This window comes from Saccharopolyspora kobensis, from assembly GCF_900108315.1.
GTDB lineage: Bacteria > Actinomycetota > Actinomycetes > Mycobacteriales > Pseudonocardiaceae > Saccharopolyspora > Saccharopolyspora kobensis.
Window position 1 is genome coordinate 539,226 of the sequence record NZ_FNVB01000005.1, and the last position, 22,061, is coordinate 561,286.

The 22,061-nt window shown below is 70.5% G+C and carries 15 protein-coding genes and 1 tRNA gene; 7 read left to right on the forward strand and 9 right to left on the reverse strand.

The features are described 5' to 3' along the window. Window positions 1-12 precede the first annotated feature (12 nt). Window positions 13-207 (forward strand): ferredoxin, encoded by a 195-nt coding sequence (locus tag C4T78_RS19410; RefSeq protein ID WP_093156000.1) that lies wholly within the window; start codon window positions 13-15, stop codon window positions 205-207. A gap of 46 nt (window positions 208-253) precedes the next feature. Here C4T78_RS19410 and C4T78_RS19415 read toward each other — a convergent pair whose 3' ends face one another. The 4 genes from C4T78_RS19415 to C4T78_RS19430 all read right to left on the reverse strand — a co-directional run bounded on the left by C4T78_RS19415 (window position 254) and on the right by C4T78_RS19430 (window position 8,134). Beyond that, window positions 254-1,951 (reverse strand): BCCT family transporter, encoded by a 1,698-nt coding sequence (locus C4T78_RS19415; protein ID WP_093350144.1) that lies wholly within the window; start codon window positions 1,949-1,951, stop codon window positions 254-256. A 196-nt stretch (window positions 1,952-2,147) separates the two neighbouring features. Further along, the gene (gene mfd / locus C4T78_RS19420) at window positions 2,148-5,741 is read right to left on the reverse strand and encodes a transcription-repair coupling factor (protein ID WP_093349651.1); all 3,594 of its coding nucleotides are present in this window, start codon (window positions 5,739-5,741) and stop codon (window positions 2,148-2,150) included. Window positions 5,742-6,139: 398 nt separating this feature from the next. After that, window positions 6,140-6,733, reverse strand: a complete 594-nt coding sequence (locus C4T78_RS19425; protein ID WP_093155753.1) for a TetR/AcrR family transcriptional regulator — start codon at window positions 6,731-6,733, stop codon at window positions 6,140-6,142. A 438-nt stretch (window positions 6,734-7,171) separates the two neighbouring features. Beyond that, window positions 7,172-8,134 carry an acyl-CoA desaturase gene (locus C4T78_RS19430; protein ID WP_093349653.1) on the reverse strand — a complete coding sequence of 321 codons (963 nt, stop codon included), beginning with the start codon at window positions 8,132-8,134 and terminating at the stop codon, window positions 7,172-7,174. 417 nt (window positions 8,135-8,551) lie between these two features. Between C4T78_RS19430 and C4T78_RS19435 the strand changes: the two genes are divergently transcribed. From C4T78_RS19435 to C4T78_RS19450, 4 genes are all read left to right on the forward strand, one after another. Continuing rightward, window positions 8,552-8,622 (forward strand) — tRNA-Gln (locus C4T78_RS19435). A gap of 59 nt (window positions 8,623-8,681) precedes the next feature. After that, entirely contained in the window at window positions 8,682-10,439 is a 1,758-nt protein-coding gene (locus C4T78_RS19440) for a GGDEF domain-containing protein (protein ID WP_374703884.1), read from the forward strand. Between the two features lie 302 nt (window positions 10,440-10,741). After that, window positions 10,742-12,286, forward strand: a complete 1,545-nt coding sequence (gene glmU, locus C4T78_RS19445) for a bifunctional UDP-N-acetylglucosamine diphosphorylase/glucosamine-1-phosphate N-acetyltransferase GlmU (RefSeq protein WP_093349656.1) — start codon at window positions 10,742-10,744, stop codon at window positions 12,284-12,286. A 2-nt stretch (window positions 12,287-12,288) separates the two neighbouring features. Further along, window positions 12,289-13,269: a ribose-phosphate diphosphokinase gene (locus tag C4T78_RS19450; protein WP_177247511.1), complete on the forward strand. Its 981-nt coding sequence runs from the start codon at window positions 12,289-12,291 to the stop codon at window positions 13,267-13,269. 197 nt (window positions 13,270-13,466) lie between these two features. Here the strand turns inward: C4T78_RS19450 and C4T78_RS19455 are convergent, their stop codons facing one another. The 3 genes from C4T78_RS19455 to C4T78_RS19465 all read right to left on the reverse strand — a co-directional run bounded on the left by C4T78_RS19455 (window position 13,467) and on the right by C4T78_RS19465 (window position 16,234). Continuing rightward, window positions 13,467-14,078 (reverse strand): malonic semialdehyde reductase, encoded by a 612-nt coding sequence (locus C4T78_RS19455; RefSeq protein WP_093349662.1) that lies wholly within the window; start codon window positions 14,076-14,078, stop codon window positions 13,467-13,469. Between the two features lie 129 nt (window positions 14,079-14,207). Continuing rightward, window positions 14,208-15,506 (reverse strand): Nramp family divalent metal transporter, encoded by a 1,299-nt coding sequence (locus C4T78_RS19460; protein WP_093349664.1) that lies wholly within the window; start codon window positions 15,504-15,506, stop codon window positions 14,208-14,210. A gap of 92 nt (window positions 15,507-15,598) precedes the next feature. Then, window positions 15,599-16,234 carry an NAD(P)-dependent oxidoreductase gene (locus C4T78_RS19465; protein WP_093349667.1) on the reverse strand — a complete coding sequence of 212 codons (636 nt, stop codon included), beginning with the start codon at window positions 16,232-16,234 and terminating at the stop codon, window positions 15,599-15,601. Between the two features lie 379 nt (window positions 16,235-16,613). On the opposite strand from C4T78_RS19465, the gene C4T78_RS19470 reads away from it, so the two are divergent. Further along, the gene (locus C4T78_RS19470; protein ID WP_093349669.1) at window positions 16,614-17,216 is read left to right on the forward strand and encodes a 50S ribosomal protein L25/general stress protein Ctc; all 603 of its coding nucleotides are present in this window, start codon (window positions 16,614-16,616) and stop codon (window positions 17,214-17,216) included. 322 nt (window positions 17,217-17,538) lie between these two features. Beyond that, a complete protein-coding gene (gene pth / locus C4T78_RS19475) occupies window positions 17,539-18,114 on the forward strand; it encodes an aminoacyl-tRNA hydrolase (RefSeq protein WP_093349672.1) in 576 nt (191 codons plus the stop codon). Window positions 18,115-18,423: 309 nt separating this feature from the next. On the opposite strand, the gene C4T78_RS19480 is transcribed toward pth, so the two are convergent. Both C4T78_RS19480 and C4T78_RS19485 read right to left on the reverse strand, forming a co-directional pair. Next, window positions 18,424-20,079 (reverse strand): fatty acyl-AMP ligase, encoded by a 1,656-nt coding sequence (locus tag C4T78_RS19480; protein ID WP_093349674.1) that lies wholly within the window; start codon window positions 20,077-20,079, stop codon window positions 18,424-18,426. 123 nt (window positions 20,080-20,202) lie between these two features. Beyond that, window positions 20,203-21,984 carry an ABC-F family ATP-binding cassette domain-containing protein gene (locus C4T78_RS19485; RefSeq protein ID WP_093349677.1) on the reverse strand — a complete coding sequence of 594 codons (1,782 nt, stop codon included), beginning with the start codon at window positions 21,982-21,984 and terminating at the stop codon, window positions 20,203-20,205. Window positions 21,985-22,061 lie beyond the last annotated feature (77 nt).

The following is a 22,061-nucleotide window of genomic DNA, read 5'->3' on the forward strand; positions in this document are numbered from 1 at the left end:
GAGGAGGACGACATGAAGGTGACCGTGGACCAGGACAAGTGCGTCGGGTCCGGCCAGTGCGTGCTGACCGCCGAGGCCGTGTTCGACCAGCGCGACGAGGACGGCGTCGTCGTGCTGCTCGACGCGAACCCCCCGGAACAGCTGGCCGAGGACGTCCGCCAGGCGGTCGCGATGTGCCCGGCCGCGGCCATCACCGCCGAGGACTGACCGGGGAGCGGCAGGTGGAGGGCACCTCCGGGATCGGAGGCGCCCTTCACCGCGACTCGTCGTCGGGATCGTCCTCGACCGGGCCGACCTCCAGCTGGAAGTCGCCGCCGTGGCGCTCGGTGCCCGCGATGACCGCCTGCTCCAGGACCTGGGCGCCCTTCTCCTCGCGCTGCATCATCGGGTCCTCGCGCAGGTCCTTCAGGAGCGCCACGCAGAGCAGCACCATCACCACCGCGAACGGGGCCGATGCCAGGAACGTCAGGTTCTGGATGCCGCTGAGCGCGTCCTCGCCGCCGACGATGAGCATGATCGCGGCCACCGCGCCCGTCGCGGCGCCCCAGAACACCACGATCCACCGCTTCGGGTCGATCGAACCCCGCTGGGACAGCGTGCCCATCACCACCGAAGCCGCGTCCGCACCGGAGACGAAGAAGATCGCCACCAGCACCATCACCAGGACCGTGGTGATCGTCGACAGCGGCAGCGTCTCCAGCACCCGGAAGGTCTGCGCCTCCTCGCCACCGCTGCGGTAGACGTCGATCCCGCGCTGCTGCACGTTGATCGAGCTGCCGCCGAAGATCGCGAACCACACCAGGCTGACCACGCTGGGCACCAGGATCACACCGCCGACGAACTGGCGGATGGTGCGGCCGCGGCTGATGCGGGCGATGAACATGCCGACGAACGGCGTCCAGGAGATCCACCACGCCCAGTAGAAGATCGTCCAGCTGGACAACCAGTCGTTCATCGCCGCACCGCCGGTGGCGCCGGATCGCGAGGCCATCTCGCCGAAGTCGCGCAGGTAGACGCCGATGGTGGTGGGCAGCAGATCGAGGATGAACACCGTCGGGCCGACCACGAACACGAAAACCGCCAGCACCGCGGCCAGCACCATGTTGATGTTGGACAGCCACTGGATGCCCTTCGACACGCCGGACACCGCCGAGGCGATGAAGCACACCGTCAGCACCACGATGATCAGCACCAGCACGGTGTTGCCGACCGCGCCGATCCAGCCGGCCGCCTGCATGCCGCTGCGGATCTGCAGCGTGCCCAGCCCGAGCGAGGCCGCCGAGCCGAACAACGTCGCGAACAGCGCGAGGATGTCGATCAGCTTGCCGATCGGGCCCTCCGCACCGCGCTTGCCGATCAACGGCGTGAACACCGCGCTGATCAGCTGCTTGCGGCCGCGCCGGAAGCTGCAGTAGGCGATGGACAGCCCGACCACCGCGTAGATCGCCCACGGGTGCAGCGTCCAGTGGAACAGCGAGGTGGCCATCGCGGTCTCCACCGCCGCGTCGCTGAGCGGCGCCACGGTGCCGGGCGGCGGCTCCACGAAGTGCGCCAGCGGTTCGGCCACGCCGAAGAACATCAGCCCGATGCCCATGCCCGCGCTGAACATCATCGCGATCCACGACACGGTGCGGAACTCGGGCGCCTCGTCGTCCTTGCCGAGCGGGATGGCGCCGTAGCGGCTGAACGCCAGCCACAGCGCGAACACCACGAAGCCGGTGGAGGCGAGCACGAAGCCCCAGCCGATGTTGGTCACCAGCCAGGACAGCAGCGAGTTGGACACCACGGCCAGCGACTCGGTGGAGATCACGCCCCAGCCGACGAAGACCAGCGTGATGACCGCGGTGACGCCGAAGACCAGCAGATCGGTGCGGTGCGCGGCGGCGAAGGCTTGCGGTGACCGCGGGATGTCCGGGCGAGCCTTGTCCGGTTCAGAGGCCTTCCTGGGCATGATCAGCGCCTCCTCGTGACCGATGCGGAACCGGATCAACGGTCACGCCACCTGCCGATCTCGGCAACTCAGGACGAGATCCGCAACGCCGAGCGCCCGAGCAGCGCCCGGTTTCCGCTGGTGGCGACCCGTGAGTGCTTTGGGGGGCTATAGCACCCCAAAGCACTCACGGCAGTTGGCCAGCGGAAACGGAACTTCAGGCGGTCGGGGCCGGAGCCGTGGTGAGGTCGGCGAGGAACTTCTCGCACCACTCCAGGAGGGCGTCGTCGCGCAGCGGCGGGGCGCCCATGCGGCCGCCGGCCGCACCTTCCGTCGGGCGCGGCACCGACACCGTGCGCACGGCCGGCTTGTAGACCGCCTTCGGGTACAGGCGCTTGAGGCGCACCTGCTTGGAATCCAGCAGCTCCAGCGGCGCCAAGCGCAGCGACGCGCCCTGCAACGTCACCTCGCGGACACCGTGCTCCCGGCAGCGCTGCCGGAACCGAGCCACCTTCAGCAGCCGCTCCACCGGCTCCGGCAGCGGGCCGTACCGGTCGGTCAGCTCGGCGCGCACCGCTTCCAGCGCCTCCTCGTCGGCGGCCGCCGCCAGCTTGCGGTAGGCCTCCAGGCGCAGCCGCTCGCCCGGCACGTAGTCGTGCGGGATGTGCGCGTCGAGAGGCAGGTCCACCCGGACGTCGGTGAGCTCCTCCTCCGCCTCGCCGGGCTCGGCACCCGCGTGCTTGCGGAAAGCGTCCACCGCCTCGCCGACCAACCGGACGTACAGGTCGAAGCCCACGCCCGCGATGTGCCCGGACTGCTCGGCGCCGAGGATGTTGCCCGCGCCGCGGATCTCCAGGTCCTTCATGGCCACCGCCATGCCCGCGCCCAGCTCGGAGTTCTGCGCGATGGTCGCCAGCCGGTCGTGCGCGGTGTCGGTCAGCGGCTTCTCCGGCGGGTACAGGAAGTAGGCGTAGCCGCGCTCCCGCGCTCGCCCGACGCGGCCGCGCAGCTGGTGCAGCTGGGCGAGGCCGAGCAGGTCGGAGCGGTCCACGATCAGCGTGTTGGCGTTGGAGATGTCCAGCCCGGTCTCCACGATCGTGGTGCACACCAGCACGTCGTGCTCGCGCTCCCAGAACCCCTGGATGATCTTCTCCAGCCGGTCCTCGTTCATCTGCCCGTGCGCGGTGACGATCCGCGCCTCCGGCACCAGCTCGCGCAGCTGCCGCGCCACCTTCTCGATGTCGTGCACCCGGTTGTGCACGAAGAACACCTGGCCGTCGCGCAGCAGCTCACGGCGGATCGCGGCGGCGACCTGCTTCTGGTCGTAGGCGCCGACGTAGGTCAGGATCGGGTGCCGCTCCTCCGGCGGGGTGAGGATGGTCGACATCTCGCGGATGCCCGCCATGCTCATCTCCAGCGTCCGCGGGATGGGCGTCGCGGACATGGTCAGCACGTCCACGTGCGTGCGCAGGGCCTTGATGTGCTCCTTGTGCTCGACGCCGAAGCGCTGCTCCTCGTCGACGATCACCAGCCCCAGGTCCTTGTAGCGGATGCCGGTCTGCAGCAGCCGGTGGGTGCCGATCACGATGTCGACCTCGCCGTCGGCCAGGCCCTTGATGGTCTGCTCGGACTCCATCGGGTCGGTGAACCGGGACAGGCCCTTGATGTTCACCGGGAACGAGCGCATCCGGTCGGTGAAGGTGTTCAGGTGCTGCTGGGCGAGCAGCGTGGTCGGCACCAGCACGGCGACCTGCTTGCCGTCCTGCACCGCCTTGAACGCCGCGCGCACCGCGATCTCGGTCTTGCCGTAGCCGACGTCGCCGCAGATCACCCGGTCCATCGGCACCGGGCGCTGCATGTCCGCCTTGACCTCGTCGATGGCGGCCAGCTGGTCACCGGTCTCGGTGTAGGGGAAGGCGTCCTCCAGCTCCCGCTGCCACGGGGTGTCGGCGCCGAAGGCGTGCCCGGGCGAGGACTGCCGGGCGGCGTAGAGCTGCACCAGCTCCGCGGCGATCTCCTTGACCGCCTTGCGGGCCTTGGCCTTGGTGTTCTTCCAGTCCGACCCGCCGAGCTTGTTCAGCGTCGGCGTCTCGCCGCCGACGTACCGGCTGACCTCGTCGAGCTGGTCGGTGGGCACGAACAGCCGGTCGCCGGGCTGGCCGCGCTTGCTCGCCGCGTACTCCAGCACCAGGTACTCGCGGGTGGCACCGCCGACGGTGCGCTGCACCATCTCCACGTACTTGCCGATGCCGTGCTGCTCGTGCACCACGAAGTCGCCGGCCTTGAGCGCCAGCGGGTCGACCGCGTTGCGCCGCCGCGACGGCATCCGCCGCATGTCCCGGGTGGACGTCCCGCCGCGACCGCCGGTCAGGTCCGCCTCGGTGAGCACCACCAGCGCGATGCCGGGCGCGGCGAAGCCGTCCTCCAGCCCGCCGCGCACCACCGTGACGACGCCCGCTTCGGGCTCGGTCTCCAGCCCGTCCTCGGCCAGCCGCGCAGGCAGCTCGGCCTCACGCAGCTGCTGCACCGCACGCTGCGCGGTGCCCGCGCCCGCCACGACCAGCATCGCCGCCCCGCCCGACGCGGTGTGCGCGCGCAGGTCCGCGAAAGCCCGCTCGATCTCGCCGCGGTAGGCGTCGACCTGCTTGAGGACCAGCCGGATGACCTCGTCGTCCTCGCCCTCTTCGCTGGTCAGCTGGGTCAGCGGCCACCAGGGCAGGCCGGCGGACACGGTGTGCTCGGCGACCTCTGCCAGGCTGCGGTAGGCCGACGCGCCGAGGTCGATCGGCGCCTTGCCGCCGTCCGCGGCGACCATCCAGGACGCCTCCAGGAACTCCTGGCCGGTGCGCACCAGGTCCGCGGCGCGGGCGTGGATCTTCTCCGGATCGGCCAGCAGCACGTGCGTGCCGGTCGGCAGCAGATCCGTCAGCAGCTGCATCTCGCCTTCGCACAGCGCCGGGATCAGCGCCTCCATGCCCTCCACCGGCGCGCCGCCGGCGATCTTGCCGAGCATCTCCGCGAGGTGGGTGTCGGTCTGGTGCTGCTCGGCGAGCTTCGCGGCGCGCTCGGCGACCTGGTCGCTGATCAGCAGCTCCCGGCAGGCCGGGGCGAACAGCTCGGTGTCCTGCGCCTCCGCCAGCGACCGCTGGTCGGCGACCGCGAACGGGCGGATCTCGGTGACCTCGTCGCCCCAGAACTCCACCCGCAGCGGGTGCTCCTCGGTCGGCGGGAACACGTCGACGATGCCGCCGCGCACCGCGAACTCCCCGCGCTTCTCGACCATGTCGACCCGGTCGTAGGCCAGTTCGGAGAGCCGTTCCACCAGCTCTTCGAAGTCGTGCTCGACGCCGACCGACAGCCGCACCGGGCGGAGCTCGCCCAGGCCCGGTGCGATCGGCTGGATCAGGCTGCGCACGGTCGTCACGAGAACCTTGACCTGGCCGTGCGCGTGCTCTTCGGGGTGCGCGAGGCGGCGCAGCACCGACAGGCGCCTGCCCACCGTGTCCGCGCGCGGGGATAGCCGTTCGTGCGGCAGCGTTTCCCAGGACGGGAACACCTCCACTCCGCCGGGCCCGAGCAGGTCGGAGACCGCGGCGGCGGCCTCCTCGGCCTCCCGGCCGGTGGCGGTGACCAGCAGCACCGGGCGGTCGGCGCCGTCCGCGGCGGCCAGCGACGCGGCGGTCAGCGAACGCGCCGCGACCGGGCCCTCCAGGACCAGCCGCGGTCGGCCGGCGGCCTTGACGACCTGCTGGAACGCGGGATCGCGCAGCACGATGTGGAGCAGTCCGCGCAGGGGACCGGCCTGGCTCATGGAGCTACCTCGCAGCAGAGATCGCGAAATGCGGACACACCCCTGCCCGGGACGGAAACGTCACGCCGGGAGGAGCGACGACCCCAGACTACGACTCCGCCCGGACACCAACCCAGCGACCCGACGCCCGAACAGCCCGACCCCCGAACCACCGACACGCCAGATCGACACCCCGCCCCCCGGAGAGCGACCTCCGCAATTTCAATGGAAATCAACCATCAAATTTCAATGGAAATCGCACCCCGTCGGCGTGTCGCCTCCCGACACGCCGACGACATGTCGGAAGTTGCGCAATTTCAATGGAAATTGGACGTGCAATTTCCATTGAAATTGCGGACCGGGAGCGTCGCGGGCCGCTGGTGGCCCGGGGTCGCGCACGGTGGCCGGCCAGTCGACGGCTACTTGGTGGACAGGCGGGGCTTGTGCTCCAGGTGGGACAGACCGTTCCAGGCGAGGTTGACCAGGTGCGCGGCCACCTCTTCCTTCTTCGGCTTGTGCGCCTCCAGCCACCACTGGCCGGTCAGCGCGACCATGCCCACCAGGGCCTGGCTGTAGAGCGGGGCCAGCTTGGCGTCGTAGCCGCGGGCGCTGAACTGCAGCGCGAGGATGTGCTCGACCTGGCTGGCGATGTCGTTGAGCAGGCTGGAGAAGGTGCCGCTGTTGCTGGCCACCGGCGAGTCCCGGACCAGCACGCGGAAGCCGTCGGTGTTGTTGTCGATGTAGTCCAGCAGCGCCCGCGCCGCCTGCTCCAGCAGGTCGCGCGGATGCCCCGCCGACAGCGCGGAGACGACGAGGTCCAGCAGGTTGCGCATCTCGCGGTCCACCACGACCGCGTACACGCCTTCCTTCCCGCCGAAGTGCTCGTACACCACGGGCTTGGACACCCCGGCGCGGTGCGCGATCTCCTCGATGGAGGTGCCGTCGAAGCCCTTCTCCGCGAACAACGCGCGGGCCACGTCGAGCAGCTGCTGCCGACGTTCCTTCCCCGTCATCCGGACCCGTGCGGTGCGCCCCGAAGGCTGCGCTCCCGGTTCGGGCGCGTTCCGCCCGCGTCGCCGTGATACCACTCGCACCACCCTAGGCGGCAAGACCGACAGCTGTGTGCCGACCCGCGCGAAAAAAATTACCGCTCGGCAACCGCCGAACGGGCACTTCTCGACTTCGATCCGACAGCACGCACGGTGTCGGGCAAGCCGGGCCAGCCATTTTCAGCAGTGAAGGGCGACCGCGAAGGGCGATCGGCACCGGGAGCTGGATGTCGCATGCGTCGGAGGCGCGCACCCACCCTCGCGACCGGCACCGCCGCGGGTTCTCAGAGGACGCCTGGCGAGGACGGGCCCGCACGCAAGAACGGGATCCCGCAGCCAGGCGGCCTCTGAGGTTGCGCCACCGGCGCCGCCGCGCAAGGCGACCACCGGAATCGGAGAAGGTCAGCCCTTGTACTCGGTGACCGCGATCCGCGCGAGGCGCTTCTCGTTGGGCCAGCGGACCTTCCAGGCCCAGCCGACCTTCTCGAAGAACCAGATCACCCGCGCCGAGATGTCCAGCTGGCCGCGCAGCACGCCGTGCCGGGCGCAGGTCGGGTCGGCGTGGTGGGAGTTGTGCCAGGACTCGCCGAAGGACAGGATCGCCAGCGGCCAGAAGTTCGCCGCCTTGTCCCGGCTCTTGAACGGGCGCTCACCGATCATGTGGCAGATCGAGTTGACCGACCACGTGATGTGGTGCAGGAACGACACGCGCACCAGCCCGGCCCAGAAGAAGGCCGTCAGCGCACCCCACCAGGACCAGGTGATCAGCCCGCCCAGCAGCGCCGGCAGCAGGAAGCTCAGCGCCGTCCACACCGCGAACAGGCTGTTGAGCTTCACGAGCTGGCGGTCCTTGAGCAGGTCCGGGGCGAACCGGTCCTCGTTGGTCATCTCCCGCTTGAACATCCAGCCCATGTGGGAGTGCCAGAAGCCCTTGGTCAGCGCCACCGCCGAGGTGCCGAACAGCCACGGCGAGTGCGGGTCGCCCTCGCGGTCGGAGAAGGCGTGGTGCCTGCGGTGGTCGGCGACCCAGGTGATCACCGGGCCCTGCACCGCCATCATCCCGGCGATGGCCAGGGCGTACTTCACGCCGCGGTTGGCCTTGAACGAGCCGTGCGTGAAGTAGCGGTGGAAGCCGACCGTGACACCGAGGCCGCTGATCATCCAGAAGGCCACGGCCAGTGCGATGTCGACCGGCCCGATGCCCCAGCCCCAGAGCACTGGGATCGAAGCGATCAGCGCGGCCATCGGAATCAGGAGAAACGCGTACACGAGGGACGAACGCCCAGCGGACTGGGGTCCCGTCGTCAGCGGTTTGGGCCCGGATTCGGCCTTCGGAGGAGCAACATCCTCGGTTGCTGCTGTCATGCTCAATACCTCGAATGGCGTTGAGGAGGTGGGAAAACTGCGATCGGCGCCGGGCTGCACGGTCCCGCAACACCTCCACCCTACGGGACCGTAACCTACGCTAGCGTAAGTTCTTCGATGCCGAATCGTCACCCCCGCGCGGCAAATTCGCGGCGTGTCTTGCCCGGCCGGGCGTGTCCGGTTCGCCCCCGTTCACCCGAACAGAGTGATCGAGCACGCAACCCCACTTCCGCGATTCCCGTCTCACCTACGTGCGAAACCGCCCCGGAACCCGCGGCTCGGCGAGCCCGACGCCCTCCTGCCCCGATCGCCATGTCACGATGTCGGCCGGGCACCACCGCCTGTCGCCCCGGGCCGGTAAGCTCGGGCAGCGGTGCCGGGCGTCACAAGCCGGCACCGAGGGGCGACGACGCCCGATCCGCCGTGGTGTAAAGGCAGCACCTCGGATTTTGGTTCCGATGGTCCAGGTTCGAATCCTGGCGGCGGAGCGAGCGGTCCTCCCGGACTCGACGCGGCGCGCGGCGAGGCGCACCAGCCGGGAGGCGAGGTGAACAGGGGGTGTGCGCCGCTGCGCGACGACACGACCACCGTGCCCAAAGACCCGGTGACCACGCTGAGCGAGGTGTCCGACGCGTGGTTGGTGGGACGCGCGCGCGAACTGAACGCCGTCGGCCAGCACAGCGACCCGGCCGGCCAGCGCAGCACGATCCGCGAAGCCGACAACCTGCTCGCCGAGGCGCAGCGCCGCGGTGAGCCCCGGATCGTCGCTCAGCTGCTGAGGCACTGCGCTTCGATGCGGCTGGCCACGCCGGGCCTGGTGGACAGCGCCGACCCGCTGCTCGACGAGCTCCTCCTGCACTCCCGCCGCCACGGCCTGGACGTGCTGCAAGCAGACGCGCGCGCCCTCCGCGGCCGGCGCGCGCTGCTGGGCGGCAGCGAGGACACCGCGCTGACCGAGATCGCCTACGGGCTGGCCATGCTCGACGAGGAGCTGGTGCCCGACCGCACGCTCGGCCGCCGGTCCTGGGAGCGGCTGCTGGCCACCGCGCTGATCGACATCGGCCTGGTGCTCACCCAGCTCGGCGTCTACGAGATGGCCGACGAGGTGATGGCCCGCGCCCACCAGCGGATCCGCGAGAGCGGCGGCCCGCACGAGATCGCGGTGCACATGATCAACCGGTGCCGGATGCTGCTCGGCTGGGGACTGCGGCTGGAGCGCATCGGGCAGGACGAGGAAGCCGCCGCCCGCTTCGCCACCGCATCGGCCATCGCCGTGGCCGTCGAGGGACCGTGGCGCGAGTCGCTGTTCCCCCGCGTCTCCGACCGCCCGGCCGCCGAGCAGATGCCGGTGCTCGGCGCCGCGCACGCGCTCGCCCAACCGCACGCCGAGCACATCGAGCGGCTGGAAATACTGCGCGACCTCGACCGCGCGATCCACCCGCGGGAGAAGATCATCGTGGCTATCGCCCTCTCCCGCTGCCTCACCCGCGCCGACCGCGGCGACCGCGCCGTGCAGGTGCTCTCGGAGACCAGGGCGGATCTGAACGCCGACACCTCCGAACCGACGCTGCGCATCTCGCTGGCCCGCGAGTACGCCCACCTGACGCAGCTGGACAGCGCCGACGTGCACGAGGCGCTGCGCGAGTACGCGCTGGAGCTGGAGACCGAGCTGTGGACCATGCGCCAGGCGCGACTGTCCACTCTGGTCACCAGGCTGGAGCACTCCCGGCTCAGCCACAAGCACGACGCGATCACCCGGCAGGCCCTGCAGGACCCGCTGACCGGCCTGTCCAACCGGCGCGCCCTCGACGACCGGCTGGAGGCGCTGCTCAACGAACCCGACGCCGATCCGCTCACGGTGGCGCTGGTCGACCTCGACGGGTTCAAGGGCGTCAACGACCGCTGCTCGCACGCGGAGGGCGACGACGTGCTGCGCATCGTCGCGCTGACCTTGCGCGACACGCTGCGCACCGACGACTTCGTCGCGCGCTACGGCGGCGACGAGTTCGTCGTGCTCCTGCCGGGCGCGACGCTGGGCGCGGCCGAGGCCGCGTTGCAGCGCGCGGTCGAAGCGGTGGACCGCTTGCCCGCGGAGCACATCCACGGCGTGACGCTGTCGATCGGCGTCGTCGCGATGCGCCCGCAGGAGTCGGCGGCGCAGGTGCTGGCGCGCGCGGACGCCGCGATGTACCAGGCGAAGCGCGGCGGCGGCAACCGCGTGGCGGCGCTCGCGGGCGGGGCGATCCCGCCGCCGAACCAGCCTTCCGAGGATCACTCCGTGTGGATCCCGCCGGACGCGCTCTAACCCGATCGAGTAGGCGACCCCGGGCGTCCCGAACCGGACAGGTCGACCGAAAGTGCTCACCGCCCGTCGCGCGGAGGAGTGGAACCGGTCACTGACGAGCCGTTCCGAAGATCACATTTGCCCAGCTCGGAACGCCTGTCGAAGCTCATCTCCCACCTGTTCAGCGGTACCATCGCACCCGCCGGAAGTCCCGCAGGGGCACTGGACCAGCAGCCGCACCGGTCCGGTTACCCTTCACCCGCTTGGACGCAACAGGCACTGCCGGCCACCTCAAGCCGCACAGAGATCAAGGGAGAGCGCAGATGCTCCAGGGCGACACCGCCCCGCCCTCCTCCCGCCGCGCCGACGCACATCCTGACCCGGTCAGCACGATCGTGCTCGCCGCGGGCGAGGGCACCAGGATGCGATCGGCGACCCCGAAGGTGCTGCACCGGCTCGCGGGCAGACCGCTTGTCGAGCACGCCGTCCGGGCTGCGGCCGGAGTCGAACCCGATTCGCTGGTGGTCGTGCTGGGGCACGGTCGCGATGCGGTCGCCGAGCACCTCGACGGCGTGGCCGCGGCGCTCGACCTCCCGATCAGCACCGCCGTCCAGGAGCAGCAGCTGGGCACCGGGCACGCGGTGTCCTGCGGGCTCAGCGCCCTGCCGTCCGGGCTCACCGGCACGGTCCTGGTCAGCTACGGCGACGTGCCGCTGCTCGACGGCGAAGCGCTGCGCGAGCTGCTCGCCGAGCACACCGGCGCAGGCAACGCGGTCACCGTGCTCACCGCCGTGGTCGACGAGCCCACCGGCTACGGCCGGATCGTGCGCGACGCCGACGGCAACGTCACCGGCATCGTGGAGCAGAAGGACACCACCCCGGAGCAGGCGGCGATCACCGAGATCAACTCCGGTGTCTACGCCTTCGACGCCGAGGTGCTCGCCGACGCGCTCAAGCGGCTGTCCACCGACAACGCCCAGGGCGAGCTCTACCTGACCGACGTGCTGGCCATCGCGCGCGGCGACGGCCGCCCGGTGGGCGCGCTGGTGTGCGCCGACCAGTGGCTGGTGGAGGGCGTCAACGACCGGGTGCAGCTGGCCCGGCTCGGTGCCGAGCTCAACCGCCGCCTGCTGCTGCGCTGGATGCGCGCTGGCGTCACGATCACCGACCCCGGTTCGGTGTGGCTGGACTGCGACGTGGTGCTGGACCGCGACGTGCTGATCGAGCCGGGCGTGCAGCTGCGCGCCGGGACGACCGTCGGCGAGGGCGCCACCATCGGCCCGGACACCACGCTGACCGGCTGCACCGTGCACCCCGGCGCGTCCGTCGTGCGCACCCACGGCGAGGGCGCCGAGGTCGGGCCGGGCGCGAGCGTCGGACCGTTCGCGTTCCTGCGCCCCGGCACCGAGCTCGCCGCGAAGGGCAAGATCGGCACCTTCGTGGAGACCAAGAACGCCCAGATCGGTGAGGGCACCAAGGTGCCGCACCTGACCTACGTCGGCGACGCGACGATCGGTGCGCGCACCAACATCGGCGCGGCCACGATCTTCGTCAACTACGACGGGGTGAACAAGCACCGCACCGTGATCGGGTCGCACGCCCGCACCGGCGCGGACAACACCTTCGTCGCCCCGGTCGAGATCGGCGACGGCGCCTACACCGCCGCCGGCTCGACGATCACCCAGGATGTCCCGCCGGGGGCGATGGCCGTCGCCCGCGGCAGGCAACGCAACGTCGAGGGCTGGGTGGCCAGGCGCCGCTCCGGCACCCCGGCGGACGAGGCCGCACAGCAGGCCTTGGCGAAGGAACCCACCACGAATCCGACGGAAGACGTCCAACGCCGGACGTCGAACGGGGAGGGACGATGACCGTGAGTGCCATGTCTGCGACGCCGAAGAAGAGCCTCAAGCTCTTCTCCGGCAGCAGCCACCCGGAACTTGCCGAGGAGGTGGCCAAGCAGCTCGACGTAACGGTCACGCCCCAGGCTGCCTACAAGTTCGCCAACGGCGAGATCTTCGTGCGCTACGACGAGTCGGTGCGCGGCTGCGACGCCTTCGTCATCCAGTCGCACTGCAGCCCGCTCAACGACGCCATCATGGAACAGCTGATCATGGTGGACGCGCTCAAGCGGGCCAGCGCCAAGCGCATCACCGTGGTCATGCCGTTCTACGGCTACGCCCGGCAGGACAAGAAGCACAAGGGCCGCGAGCCGATCTCGGCCCGGCTGATCGCCGACCTGTTCAAGACCGCGGGCGCCGACCGCATCATGGCGATCGACCTGCACACCGACCAGATCCAGGGCTTCTTCGACGGTCCGGTGGACCACCTGATGGCGCAGAAGCTGCTGGCCAGCTACATCCGGGACACCTACTCGGACGAGCAGATCACGGTGGTCTCCCCCGACTCCGGCCGCGTCCGGGTGGCGGAGAAGTGGGCCGACGACCTGGGTGGCACGCCGCTGGCGTTCATCCACAAGACCCGCGACCCCAGCAAGCCCAACCAGGTGGTCGCCAACCGCGTCGTCGGTGACGTCGAGGGCCGGCTGTGCGTGCTGGTCGACGACATGATCGACACCGGCGGCACGATCACCAAGGCCACCGAGCAGCTGCTGGCCGCCGGCGCCAAGGACGTGATCATCGCGGCGACGCACGCGGTGCTGTCCGGCCCGGCGGTGGAGCGCCTGTCCTCCTGCGGTGCGAAGGAGGTCGTGCTGACCAACACGCTGCCGATCCCGGAGGAGCGCCGCTTCCCGAACCTCACGGTCCTGTCGATCGCCCCGCTCGTCGCGGAAGCGATCCACCAGGTCTTCGAGGACGGCTCGGTCACCAGCCTCTTCGACGGCCGCGCCTGAGTCCCAGCGCAGAACGGCCCCGGCTCCACCTCGGTGGACCGGGGCCGTTCTCGTCGTTCTAGGTGGTTTTCAACGAGCCTTCACCCTGACCGGTAACCGCAGCCGCGACGCGCGACCGGTCGCCAGCTCGGGTGCCGCATGCGCGGCGGGCGCAGAACGCACCCGCACCGCCACGCAAGGACCCAAAAGCGTGGTCGTCAGACGGTGGTGACGACCTCGGAGTAGTCGAGGCGCGGGAGGCGGTCGAACCAGGCTCCCTCGGCGGCCGGCTTGCCGATGTTGACCGCCACCAGGACCTGCTGCTTGCCGCCCGGGAAGAACTCCGCGTTGATGCCCGCCGCGTCGAAGCCGGTCATCGGGCCCGCCGCCAGGCCCGCGGCGCGGACGCCGAGGATGAAGTAGGCGATCTGCAGCGACGCGTTGAGCTTCGCGTTCTTCTCGCGGAAGTCGTCGTCGGCGAAGATGTCCTTCGCGTTCGGGTTCGGCGGGAAGACCCGCGGCAGGTTCTCGTGGAAGTCGGTGTCGGCGGCCAGCAGCGCCACCAGCGGGGCCTTCTCGGACTTGCCCCGGTTGCCCTCCATCAGGTGCGGCAGCAGGCGCCGCTTGCCCTCGTCGGAGCGCACCAGCACGATCCGCAGCGGCTGCTGGTTCATCGACGTCGGAGCCCACTTGACCAGGTCGTAGATGGCCTGGACCTGCTCGTCGGACACCGGCTCGTCGGTGAACGCGTTCGCGGTGCGGGCCTCGCGGAACAGCAGGTCCTGCGCCTCGGCGCCGAGCACGAGCTGCGCCTGGTCGGTTGCGGTCATGGTGCTTCTCCATACGGGTTGGTTCGCGGTGGGCCCGCCTGCGGGCGGACCCACCCCACGACAACCATGTGAAGCTTCAAATATTCCCGCCGAGCCGCTCCCCGGAGAGTGGTCAGCGCGACAGCCGGCTCACTCGGTGAAGATGCCGACCAGTTCGTTGAAGGCCACGCCGACGAACAGGGCCAGGCACAGCACCAGCATCGTGTTCGACAGCCACCGCGACCGGTGCTCGGCGGGCATCATCGTCTTCGAGTTCAGCAGCACCAGCAGGGTTCCCGCCAGGAACGGCATGAACAGCGCGCCCAGCACGCCGTAGACCACGGTCAGCTGGAACGGCTTGCCCAGGAACAGCAGCAGCATCGGCGGGAAGGTCAGCCACAGCAGGTAGACCCGGTACGCCGTGCTGTTCATCCCGGCCTTGTGGTCGTAGTCGGCCGCGGTCTCCGGCGGCGCCTCCTTGGGCAGCCGCCAGGTGCGCCACCAGTCCGCGAACAGCAGGCTGACGCCGTTCCACACGCCGATGACCGAGCTGAACGCGACGGCGAAGAAGCCCACCAGGAACGGGATCCGCGCCCACTGCCCGTAGTCGGCGGCCAGCGTGTCGCTCAGCTGCAGCAGGCCCTTGTCGCCGCTGGTCAGATCGTGCCCGAGCAGGATCTCCGCGCCGACCACCAGCATCGCGACCACGAAGATGCCGGTGGTGATGTAGCCGACCGCGTTGTCCGCGCGCATGAACGGCATCCAGCTCGGGGCCCGCCAGCCCTTGGCGAAGGTCCAGTAGCCGTAGGCGGCCATGGTGATCGTGCCGCCGACGCCGCCCATCAGCCCGAGGACGTAGGCCACCGAGCCGTCCGGCAGCGTCGGCACCAGGCCCGCGCCCAGCTCCAGCAGGTTCGGGCCGACCATGATCGCGGTGCCCACCACGGTCACGAACATGACGCCGACCAGCACCGTCATGATCTTCTCCAGCAGCGCGTAGCGGCCGAACCAGACCAGCGCCAGTCCGAGCAGGCCGCAGATGATGCCCCACGCGCTGACCGGCAGCACCGGGAACATCGCGTTCAGCGGCAGCGCCGAGGCCGACATCGCGGTGGCGCCGTAGACGAAGCCCCAGACCACGGTGTAGATGCCGAAGTAGCCGACCGCCCAGCGGCCCATGGTCCGCCAGCCGGCCAGCATGGTGCGCCCGGAGGCCAGGTGCCAGCGCCCCACGGCCTCGCCGAGCGCCAGCTTGAATAGCGTGCCCAGCACCACCGCCCAGAACAGGGCGTACCCGAAGCGGGAACCCGCGACGAGGGTGGCGACCAGGTCTCCGGCCCCGACACCGGTGGCCGCGGCCATGATGCCGGGACCGACCTGCTTGAACCTGGCCTTCCAGGTCGGTTCGGGCGCGGTGGCGCCCGAGGAGTTCACGTCAGCAGCAGACATGCCGGGGAAGTTAACCCGGAAATCCGGCAATTACCGATCCAGGCGACCGAACCGTGACGTCACCGCGCACCGCCGATACCGCGCGCGGCCGGTCAGTAGCCGACGGTGAAGCGCTGCCGCTGGTGGGCGGGCTTTTCGAGCTCGTCGACGAACGCGATCGCGTAGTCGTCACCGCCGATCGCGGAGTTCCCGTCGGCGTCGGTCACCAGCACCTCCCCGCCGAGCCGGTAGGAACCGGTGCGCTCACCGGGGGCGTAGGCACCGAAGGTCCCCGCGGGGCTGAGGTAGAACCAGTCCACGCCGTCCGGGGCCTCGCGCAGCGCGGCCAGGACTTCGGCGTGCGCCCCGGCCTCCGGCTTGAACTCCGCCGGGAACTCCGGCGTGTCGATCACCCGCGGCCCGCCCTCGGACACCCGCAGGCTGCCCGCACCGCCGACCACACCGATCCGGGCGCCGTGCCGCTCCGCCGCGGCGAACAGGGTGGGCAGCGCGTCGAGCAGCTTCGTGCCGTCGGGCATCGGGCGGCCGGGGATCGCCACGATCACCGCGTCCGCACCCGCCGTCACGTCGAGCACGAACTCCGCGTCGTGCAGCGATCCCGCCGCCTTCGGCCCCGGCAGCGATTCGGCGTTGCGCGCGATGCCGAGCACCTCGTGCCCGCGCCGCCTCGCTTCCGCACCGATCCGACCGCCCGCGTAACCGGTGGCGCCGAACAGAACCAGTCGCATGAAATCCTCCTAAAGTCCTGGTCAGCGACGATAACCAGTGGTTACTGGTGACTTCAAAGTGCACCGCGCACCTGGCGGTAACCATCGAGCTCAGCGAGCCGCCCGCAGCCGGCGGTCGCCGCCGGGTCACCCGTGCGAAAACGACTATGCGAGCACCGTTTAGACTGTTCGGGTTGCCTCGGCGAGGTCGGGACGTTCGCCCGGCGTGATCGGCGCGGTGGCACGGTGGCCGCCGACCAATTCGGTTGGCGCACTGATGTCGCTCATACCCCGGGGTGCCGTGTTTCGGCACCGCGTCGATTCGCTCCAGTAGCGCGCCCCACCGCCGCAGGCCAGCGACCAATTCACGTTCGCCCGACGTCATGAGGAGTGCACCACCGTGTCCGAGGTACGTATCGCCGTCGAACAGCGCACCGAGTTCGGCAAGGGTGCGGCCCGCCGCACCCGTCGCGCCGGCAAGATCCCCGCGGTCCTCTACGGCCACGGCTCCGACCCGAAGCACCTGTCCCTGCCGTCCGTGGAGTTCGCCCGCGCCATCCGCGAGAACGGGCACAACGCGGTCCTCACGCTCGACGTGACCGGCGGTGACAGCGAGCTCGCGCTGACCAAGACCATCACCACCCACCCGATCAAGAACTACATCGAGCACGTCGACCTGCTGCTGGTCAAGCGCGGCGAGAAGGTCACCGTCTCGGTGCCGGTCGTGCTCACCGGCGACGCCGGCCCCGGCAGCCTGGTCAGCCAGGAGACCACCGAGGTCGAGATCGAGGCCGAGGCCCTGAACATCCCGGAGCAGCTGGAGCTGTCCATCGCGGGCGCCGAGGTCGGCACCCAGCTGCACGCCTCCGACATCCAGCTGCCGTCCGGTTCGACCCTGCAGTCGGACCCGGAAACCCTGATCGTCAACGTCACCGAGGCCGCTGCCGCGATGGCCGAGGAGCCCGCCGCGGGCGAGGCCGAGGGCGAGACCGCCGAGGCCTGATAAGCCTTTCGGCGAAACCGTCCGCGCTTGCGGCAGTCGCTTCGAGTGGCGCACGCAGGACGACCGCCCGCGGTTCTGAGTGGTTTTCGGCGAGGACTGCCCCTCCGCCGTGCATTGGTCGTACACCAGGAGGGGCACCCGCAGTCCGGGGAAGCACTCGGATTCCGCCGAGCGACCGCCCGAGCAACGCAACGCTCAGCCCCAGACGTCGGGCGCACTGCGCGCTGTCCCACTTCGTGGGGCAGCGCGCTGCGCGTTCGCCGAGCTCGCCGATCGGTGGGCGACAATGGTCTGCGCACCCAGGTAGAGCAGGAGACTCACGGTGACTTCTCCGGACGCGGTTTCGCTGATCGTCGGGCTCGGCAACCCGGGCCCGCGCTACGCCGGCAACCGGCACAACATCGGCTTCCTGGTCGCCGACGAGCTCGCCGACCGGGTCGGCGGGAGGTTCAAGGCGCACAAGTCCGGCGCCGAGGTCGTCGAGGGGCGGCTCGGCGGGGCGCGCGCCGTGCTGGCGAAGCCGCGTTCGTTCATGAACCTCTCCGGCGGCCCGGTGGCGGGCGCGGTGAAGTTCTACAAGGTGCCGCCGGAATCGCTGATCGTGATCCACGACGAGCTGGACCTGCCGTTCGGCACGATCCGGCTCAAGCGCGGCGGCGGCGAGAACGGCCACAACGGCCTGCGCTCGATCAGCAAATCCCTCGGCACCCGCGACTACGTGCGGGTGCGCTTCGGCATCGACCGCCCGCCAGGCCGGATGGACCCGGCCGACTACGTCCTCAAGGACTTCGGAACCGTCGAGCGCAAGGAACTGGCGTACTTCATCGACGTCTGCGCGGACGCGGTGGAAGCGGTGGCCACCAAAGGCCTCGAAGCAGCCCAGAACCAGTACCACTAACCACCCAGCCACCCAGCCACAAGCCGCCCAACCTCACCCGGCTGCGACCTCACCCAGCCACAAGCCACACCCGGCTGCGCCCCTCACCCAGCCGCAAGCCTCGCCCGAGTGCGACCTCACCCGGCTGCAAGCCTCACCCGGCTGCACGATCCCGTGCAATTTCAATGGAAATCAGAGGTCCAATTTCCATTGAAATCGCACGCAGTGTCGGCGTGTCGGGAGGCGACACGCCGAAGATCCGCAATTTCAATTGAAATCGACTCGTCGATTTCAATTGAAATTGCCGTTGGAACCTGGGGGAAGCGGGGGTCAGTCGGTGGGGATGAGGGTTGCGGTGGCGGCTCGGCGGAGCTTGCCGGACGGGGTCTTCGGCAGCGCGCCGGGCGCGAGCACCACGACCGCCGACGGCCGGACGCCGACCGCGTCGACCACGCGGGCCGCGACCTCCTTGCGCAGCGCCTTCTCCGCCGCTTCGTCGCCCGCCAGGCGGGACTCCAGCACCACCGCGAACCGCTCGCGACGGCTCCCGGCCTCCTGCCGGACGGCGGCCGCGTTGCCCGCGCGCACTCCTTCGACCTCGCAGGCGGCCCGCTCGATGTCGATCGGGTAGATGTTGCGCCCGCCCATGATGATCACGTCCTTGCGCCGACCGCAGATCACCACCTGCCCGTCGACCAGGTAGCCGTCGTCGCCGGTGTCCAGCCAACCAGCGCTGTCCTGAGTGGACAGCGGCCCGCCGACGGTCAGGTACCCCGGCGTCACGGCCGCACCGCGGATGCGCAACCGCCCGACCTGCCGGTCCCCCAGCCGCCGCCCGTCGTCGTCCACCACGTCGACCTCGAGCCCCGGCAACGGCCCGCCGAGCAGCGCGAACTGCCGCGCCCGCGGGGTGTCCGGCGACACCGGCTCCGCCCGCCGGTGCTCCAGCGCATCGCCGTCGACGACGTCGACCTCCAGCCCGCGCCCGAGCGGCGCGAAGGAGACGGCGAGCGTCGCCTCGGCCATCCCGAAGGCGCACACCATGCTGGTCGGGCTCAGCCCGAAGCGGGCGCCCGCCTCGGTGAAGGTCCGCACCGCGGCGGGATCGATCGGCTCCGCGCCGTTGAGCGTGAAGCGCACGCTGGAGAGGTCGAAGTCGCCGTCGTCGGCGCGGGCCATCCGGCGGCCGACGATCGCGTAGGCGAAGTTCGGCGCCGCCGTCACGGTGCCGCGGTACTTGGTGATCAGCTCGGGCCACAGCAGCGGCCGGGCCAGGAAGTCCGCCGGGGTGACCTTGACCGCCGACATGCCGATGGCCATCGGCACCGTCAGGCACCCGACCATGCCCATGTCGTGGAACAGCGGCAGCCAGGACACCGCCACATCGCGCTCGGCGTCCAGCTCGGCGGCCTCGACCATCGCCAGCAGGTTCGCGTGCAGGTTGCCGTGGGTGATCCGCACGGCCTTGGGGTCGGCGGTGGAGCCGCTGGTCAGCTGCAGCAGCGCGGTGGCGTCCTCGCCCACCTCGACGGGCCCGGCCAGCGGAGCGGCGTCGGACTCGGCGAGCGCGGCCAGGTCCCGGTGCGCGATCGAGTTCTCGTCCAGCAGCCCGGAGAGCTGCTCGAACGGCGGCCCCAGCAGCACCAGCCGGGCGCCGATCATCTTCAGCACCCGCAAGGTGTCCTCGGCCCAGTGCGCGAGATCCGTCCGCGGCGTCGGCTGGTGCAGCATCGTCACGCTGCCACCGCCGAGCCACACGGCCTGCACGGCGGGTGCGATCAGCGCCGGATCAGCGGCCAGGACCGCGACGGCGGCACCGGGCTCAAGTTCCGCGCCGAGCGCCCCGGCGATCCGAAGCGCATCGGCGTGCACCCGGCCCCACGTGCGGAACCGCGGCTGCTCGGGCTCCCCCGTGGTGAGCCCTCGCCCGTTCTCACCGGAGTTGCGCTGCGCCGACGCCACGAGCGTCTCCACGAACCGACTCATGTGACGCAGCTTACGATCTGCGCGATCACCTGCAAAAGCGTGCGCAAGGCCCAGGACTCCGACGTCGCCGGTGTCGCGCGAAACCGCCACACCCGACGGGAGCGTCAGGGCCCGGAGTGCTGCTCAGCCCAGCTGGTCGGCGAGTTCCATCCAGCGGGCTTCGACGTCGTCCTTCTCCTGGTGCAGGGCGAGCAGCTCGGCGTTCAGCTTCGCCAACCGCTCCGGCTCCGTCGCAGCTTCCGCGAGCTTCTCGTGCAGCGCCTGCTCGCGCTGCGCGAGCTTGTCGAGCTGCCGCTCGCAGCGCGCGAGCTCCTTGCGCGCCGCGTGCTCCTCGGCGCCCGAGAGCCCGCGCGGCTCCGCCGCATCGGTGGCCTGCTTGCCGACGACGCTGTCCTCCGCCGCCAGCAGCGATTCCCGGCGAGCCAGGTACTCGTCGATGCCGCCCGGCAAGTGCGTCAGGCGGCCGTCGCCGAACAGCGCGTACACGCTGTCGCACACCCGCTCCACCAGGTACCGGTCGTGCGAGACGACCACCAGCGTGCCCGGCCAGCCGTCGAGCAGGTCTTCCAGCTGCTGCAGGGTGTCGATGTCCAGGTCGTTGGTGGGCTCGTCCAGGACCAGCACGTTCGGCTCGGCCATCAGCAGCCGCGCCAGCTGCAGCCGGCGGCGCTCACCACCGGAGAGGTCCTCGACCGGCGTCCACTGCCTGCCCTTGCCGAACCCGAACTTCTCGCCCAGCTGCGAGGCGGACAGCTCGTACTTGCCGAGGGTGACCCGCTCGGCGACGTCCTCGATCGCCTCCCGCACCCGCCACTCGCCCGGCAGGTCGTGCAGCTCCTGGGTCAGGTGCGCCAGCCGCACCGTCTTGCCCTCGATGCGCTTGCCCGCATCCGGTTCGCGCTCACCGGCGAGCAGCTTCAGCAGCGTGGTCTTCCCGGAACCGTTGACGCCTACCAGGCCCAGCCGGTCGCCGGGCCCGATCCGCCAGGTCACGCCGTCGAGCAGCGTGCGGCCTGCGACGCGCAGGTCGACGTCCTCCAGCTCCAGCACGGTCTTGCCCAGCCGCCGCTTGGCGAAGGCGACCAGCTCCGCGGAGTCGCGCGGTTCCGGCACGTCGGAGATCAGCGCCTCGGCCGCCTCCACCCGGTAGCGCGGCTTGGAGGTGCGGGCCTTGGCACCGCGCTGCAGCCAGGCGAGCTCCTTGCGGGCGAGGTTCTGCCGCTTCTCCTCAGCGGCCTGCGCGATGCGGGCCCGCTCGGCGCGGGCGAAGATCCAGTCCGCGTAGCCGCCTTCGTACTGCTCGACCCGGCCGTCGACGACCTCCCACGTGCGGTTGCAGACGGTGTCGAGGAACCAGCGGTCGTGGGTGACGACCACCAGCGCGCACCTGCGCTCCAGCAGGTGATCGGCCAGCCAGCGCACGCCTTCGACGTCGAGGTGGTTCGTCGGCTCGTCCAGCACCAGCAGGTCGATGTCGCGGACCAGCGCGGCGGCCAGCGCGACCCGGCGGCGCTCGCCACCGGAGAAGTCCTTGACCGGGGTGTCCAGCCCGAGCCTGGTCATGCCGAGCCCGCCGAGCACCGACCGCACCTTCGCGTCGGCGGCCCACTCGTGCTCGGCGGTGAAGCCGTGCGGGTCGAGGACCGCGTTGCGCACGGTGGCGTCCTCGGGGAGCTCGGTGCGCTGCGTGACCACGGCCATCCGCAGATCGCGCGACTGGCTCACCCGGCCCTCGTCCGGTTCGGCGATGCCGGCGAGCACCTCCAGCAGCGTCGTCTTGCCGCCGCCGTTGAGCCCGACGACCCCGATCCGCTCGCCTGCGGACACGCCGAGGGACACACCGTCCAGCAGCGGGCGCACGCCGTAGCTCTTGTGGACCGATTCGAGATTGACCAGGTTCACCATCGAGTGCTCGTCTACTCCATCAACTGCGTTGCGTCGTCAAGGCCCGGGCGGGTCGTCGATCTCGCGAGAAATCGACC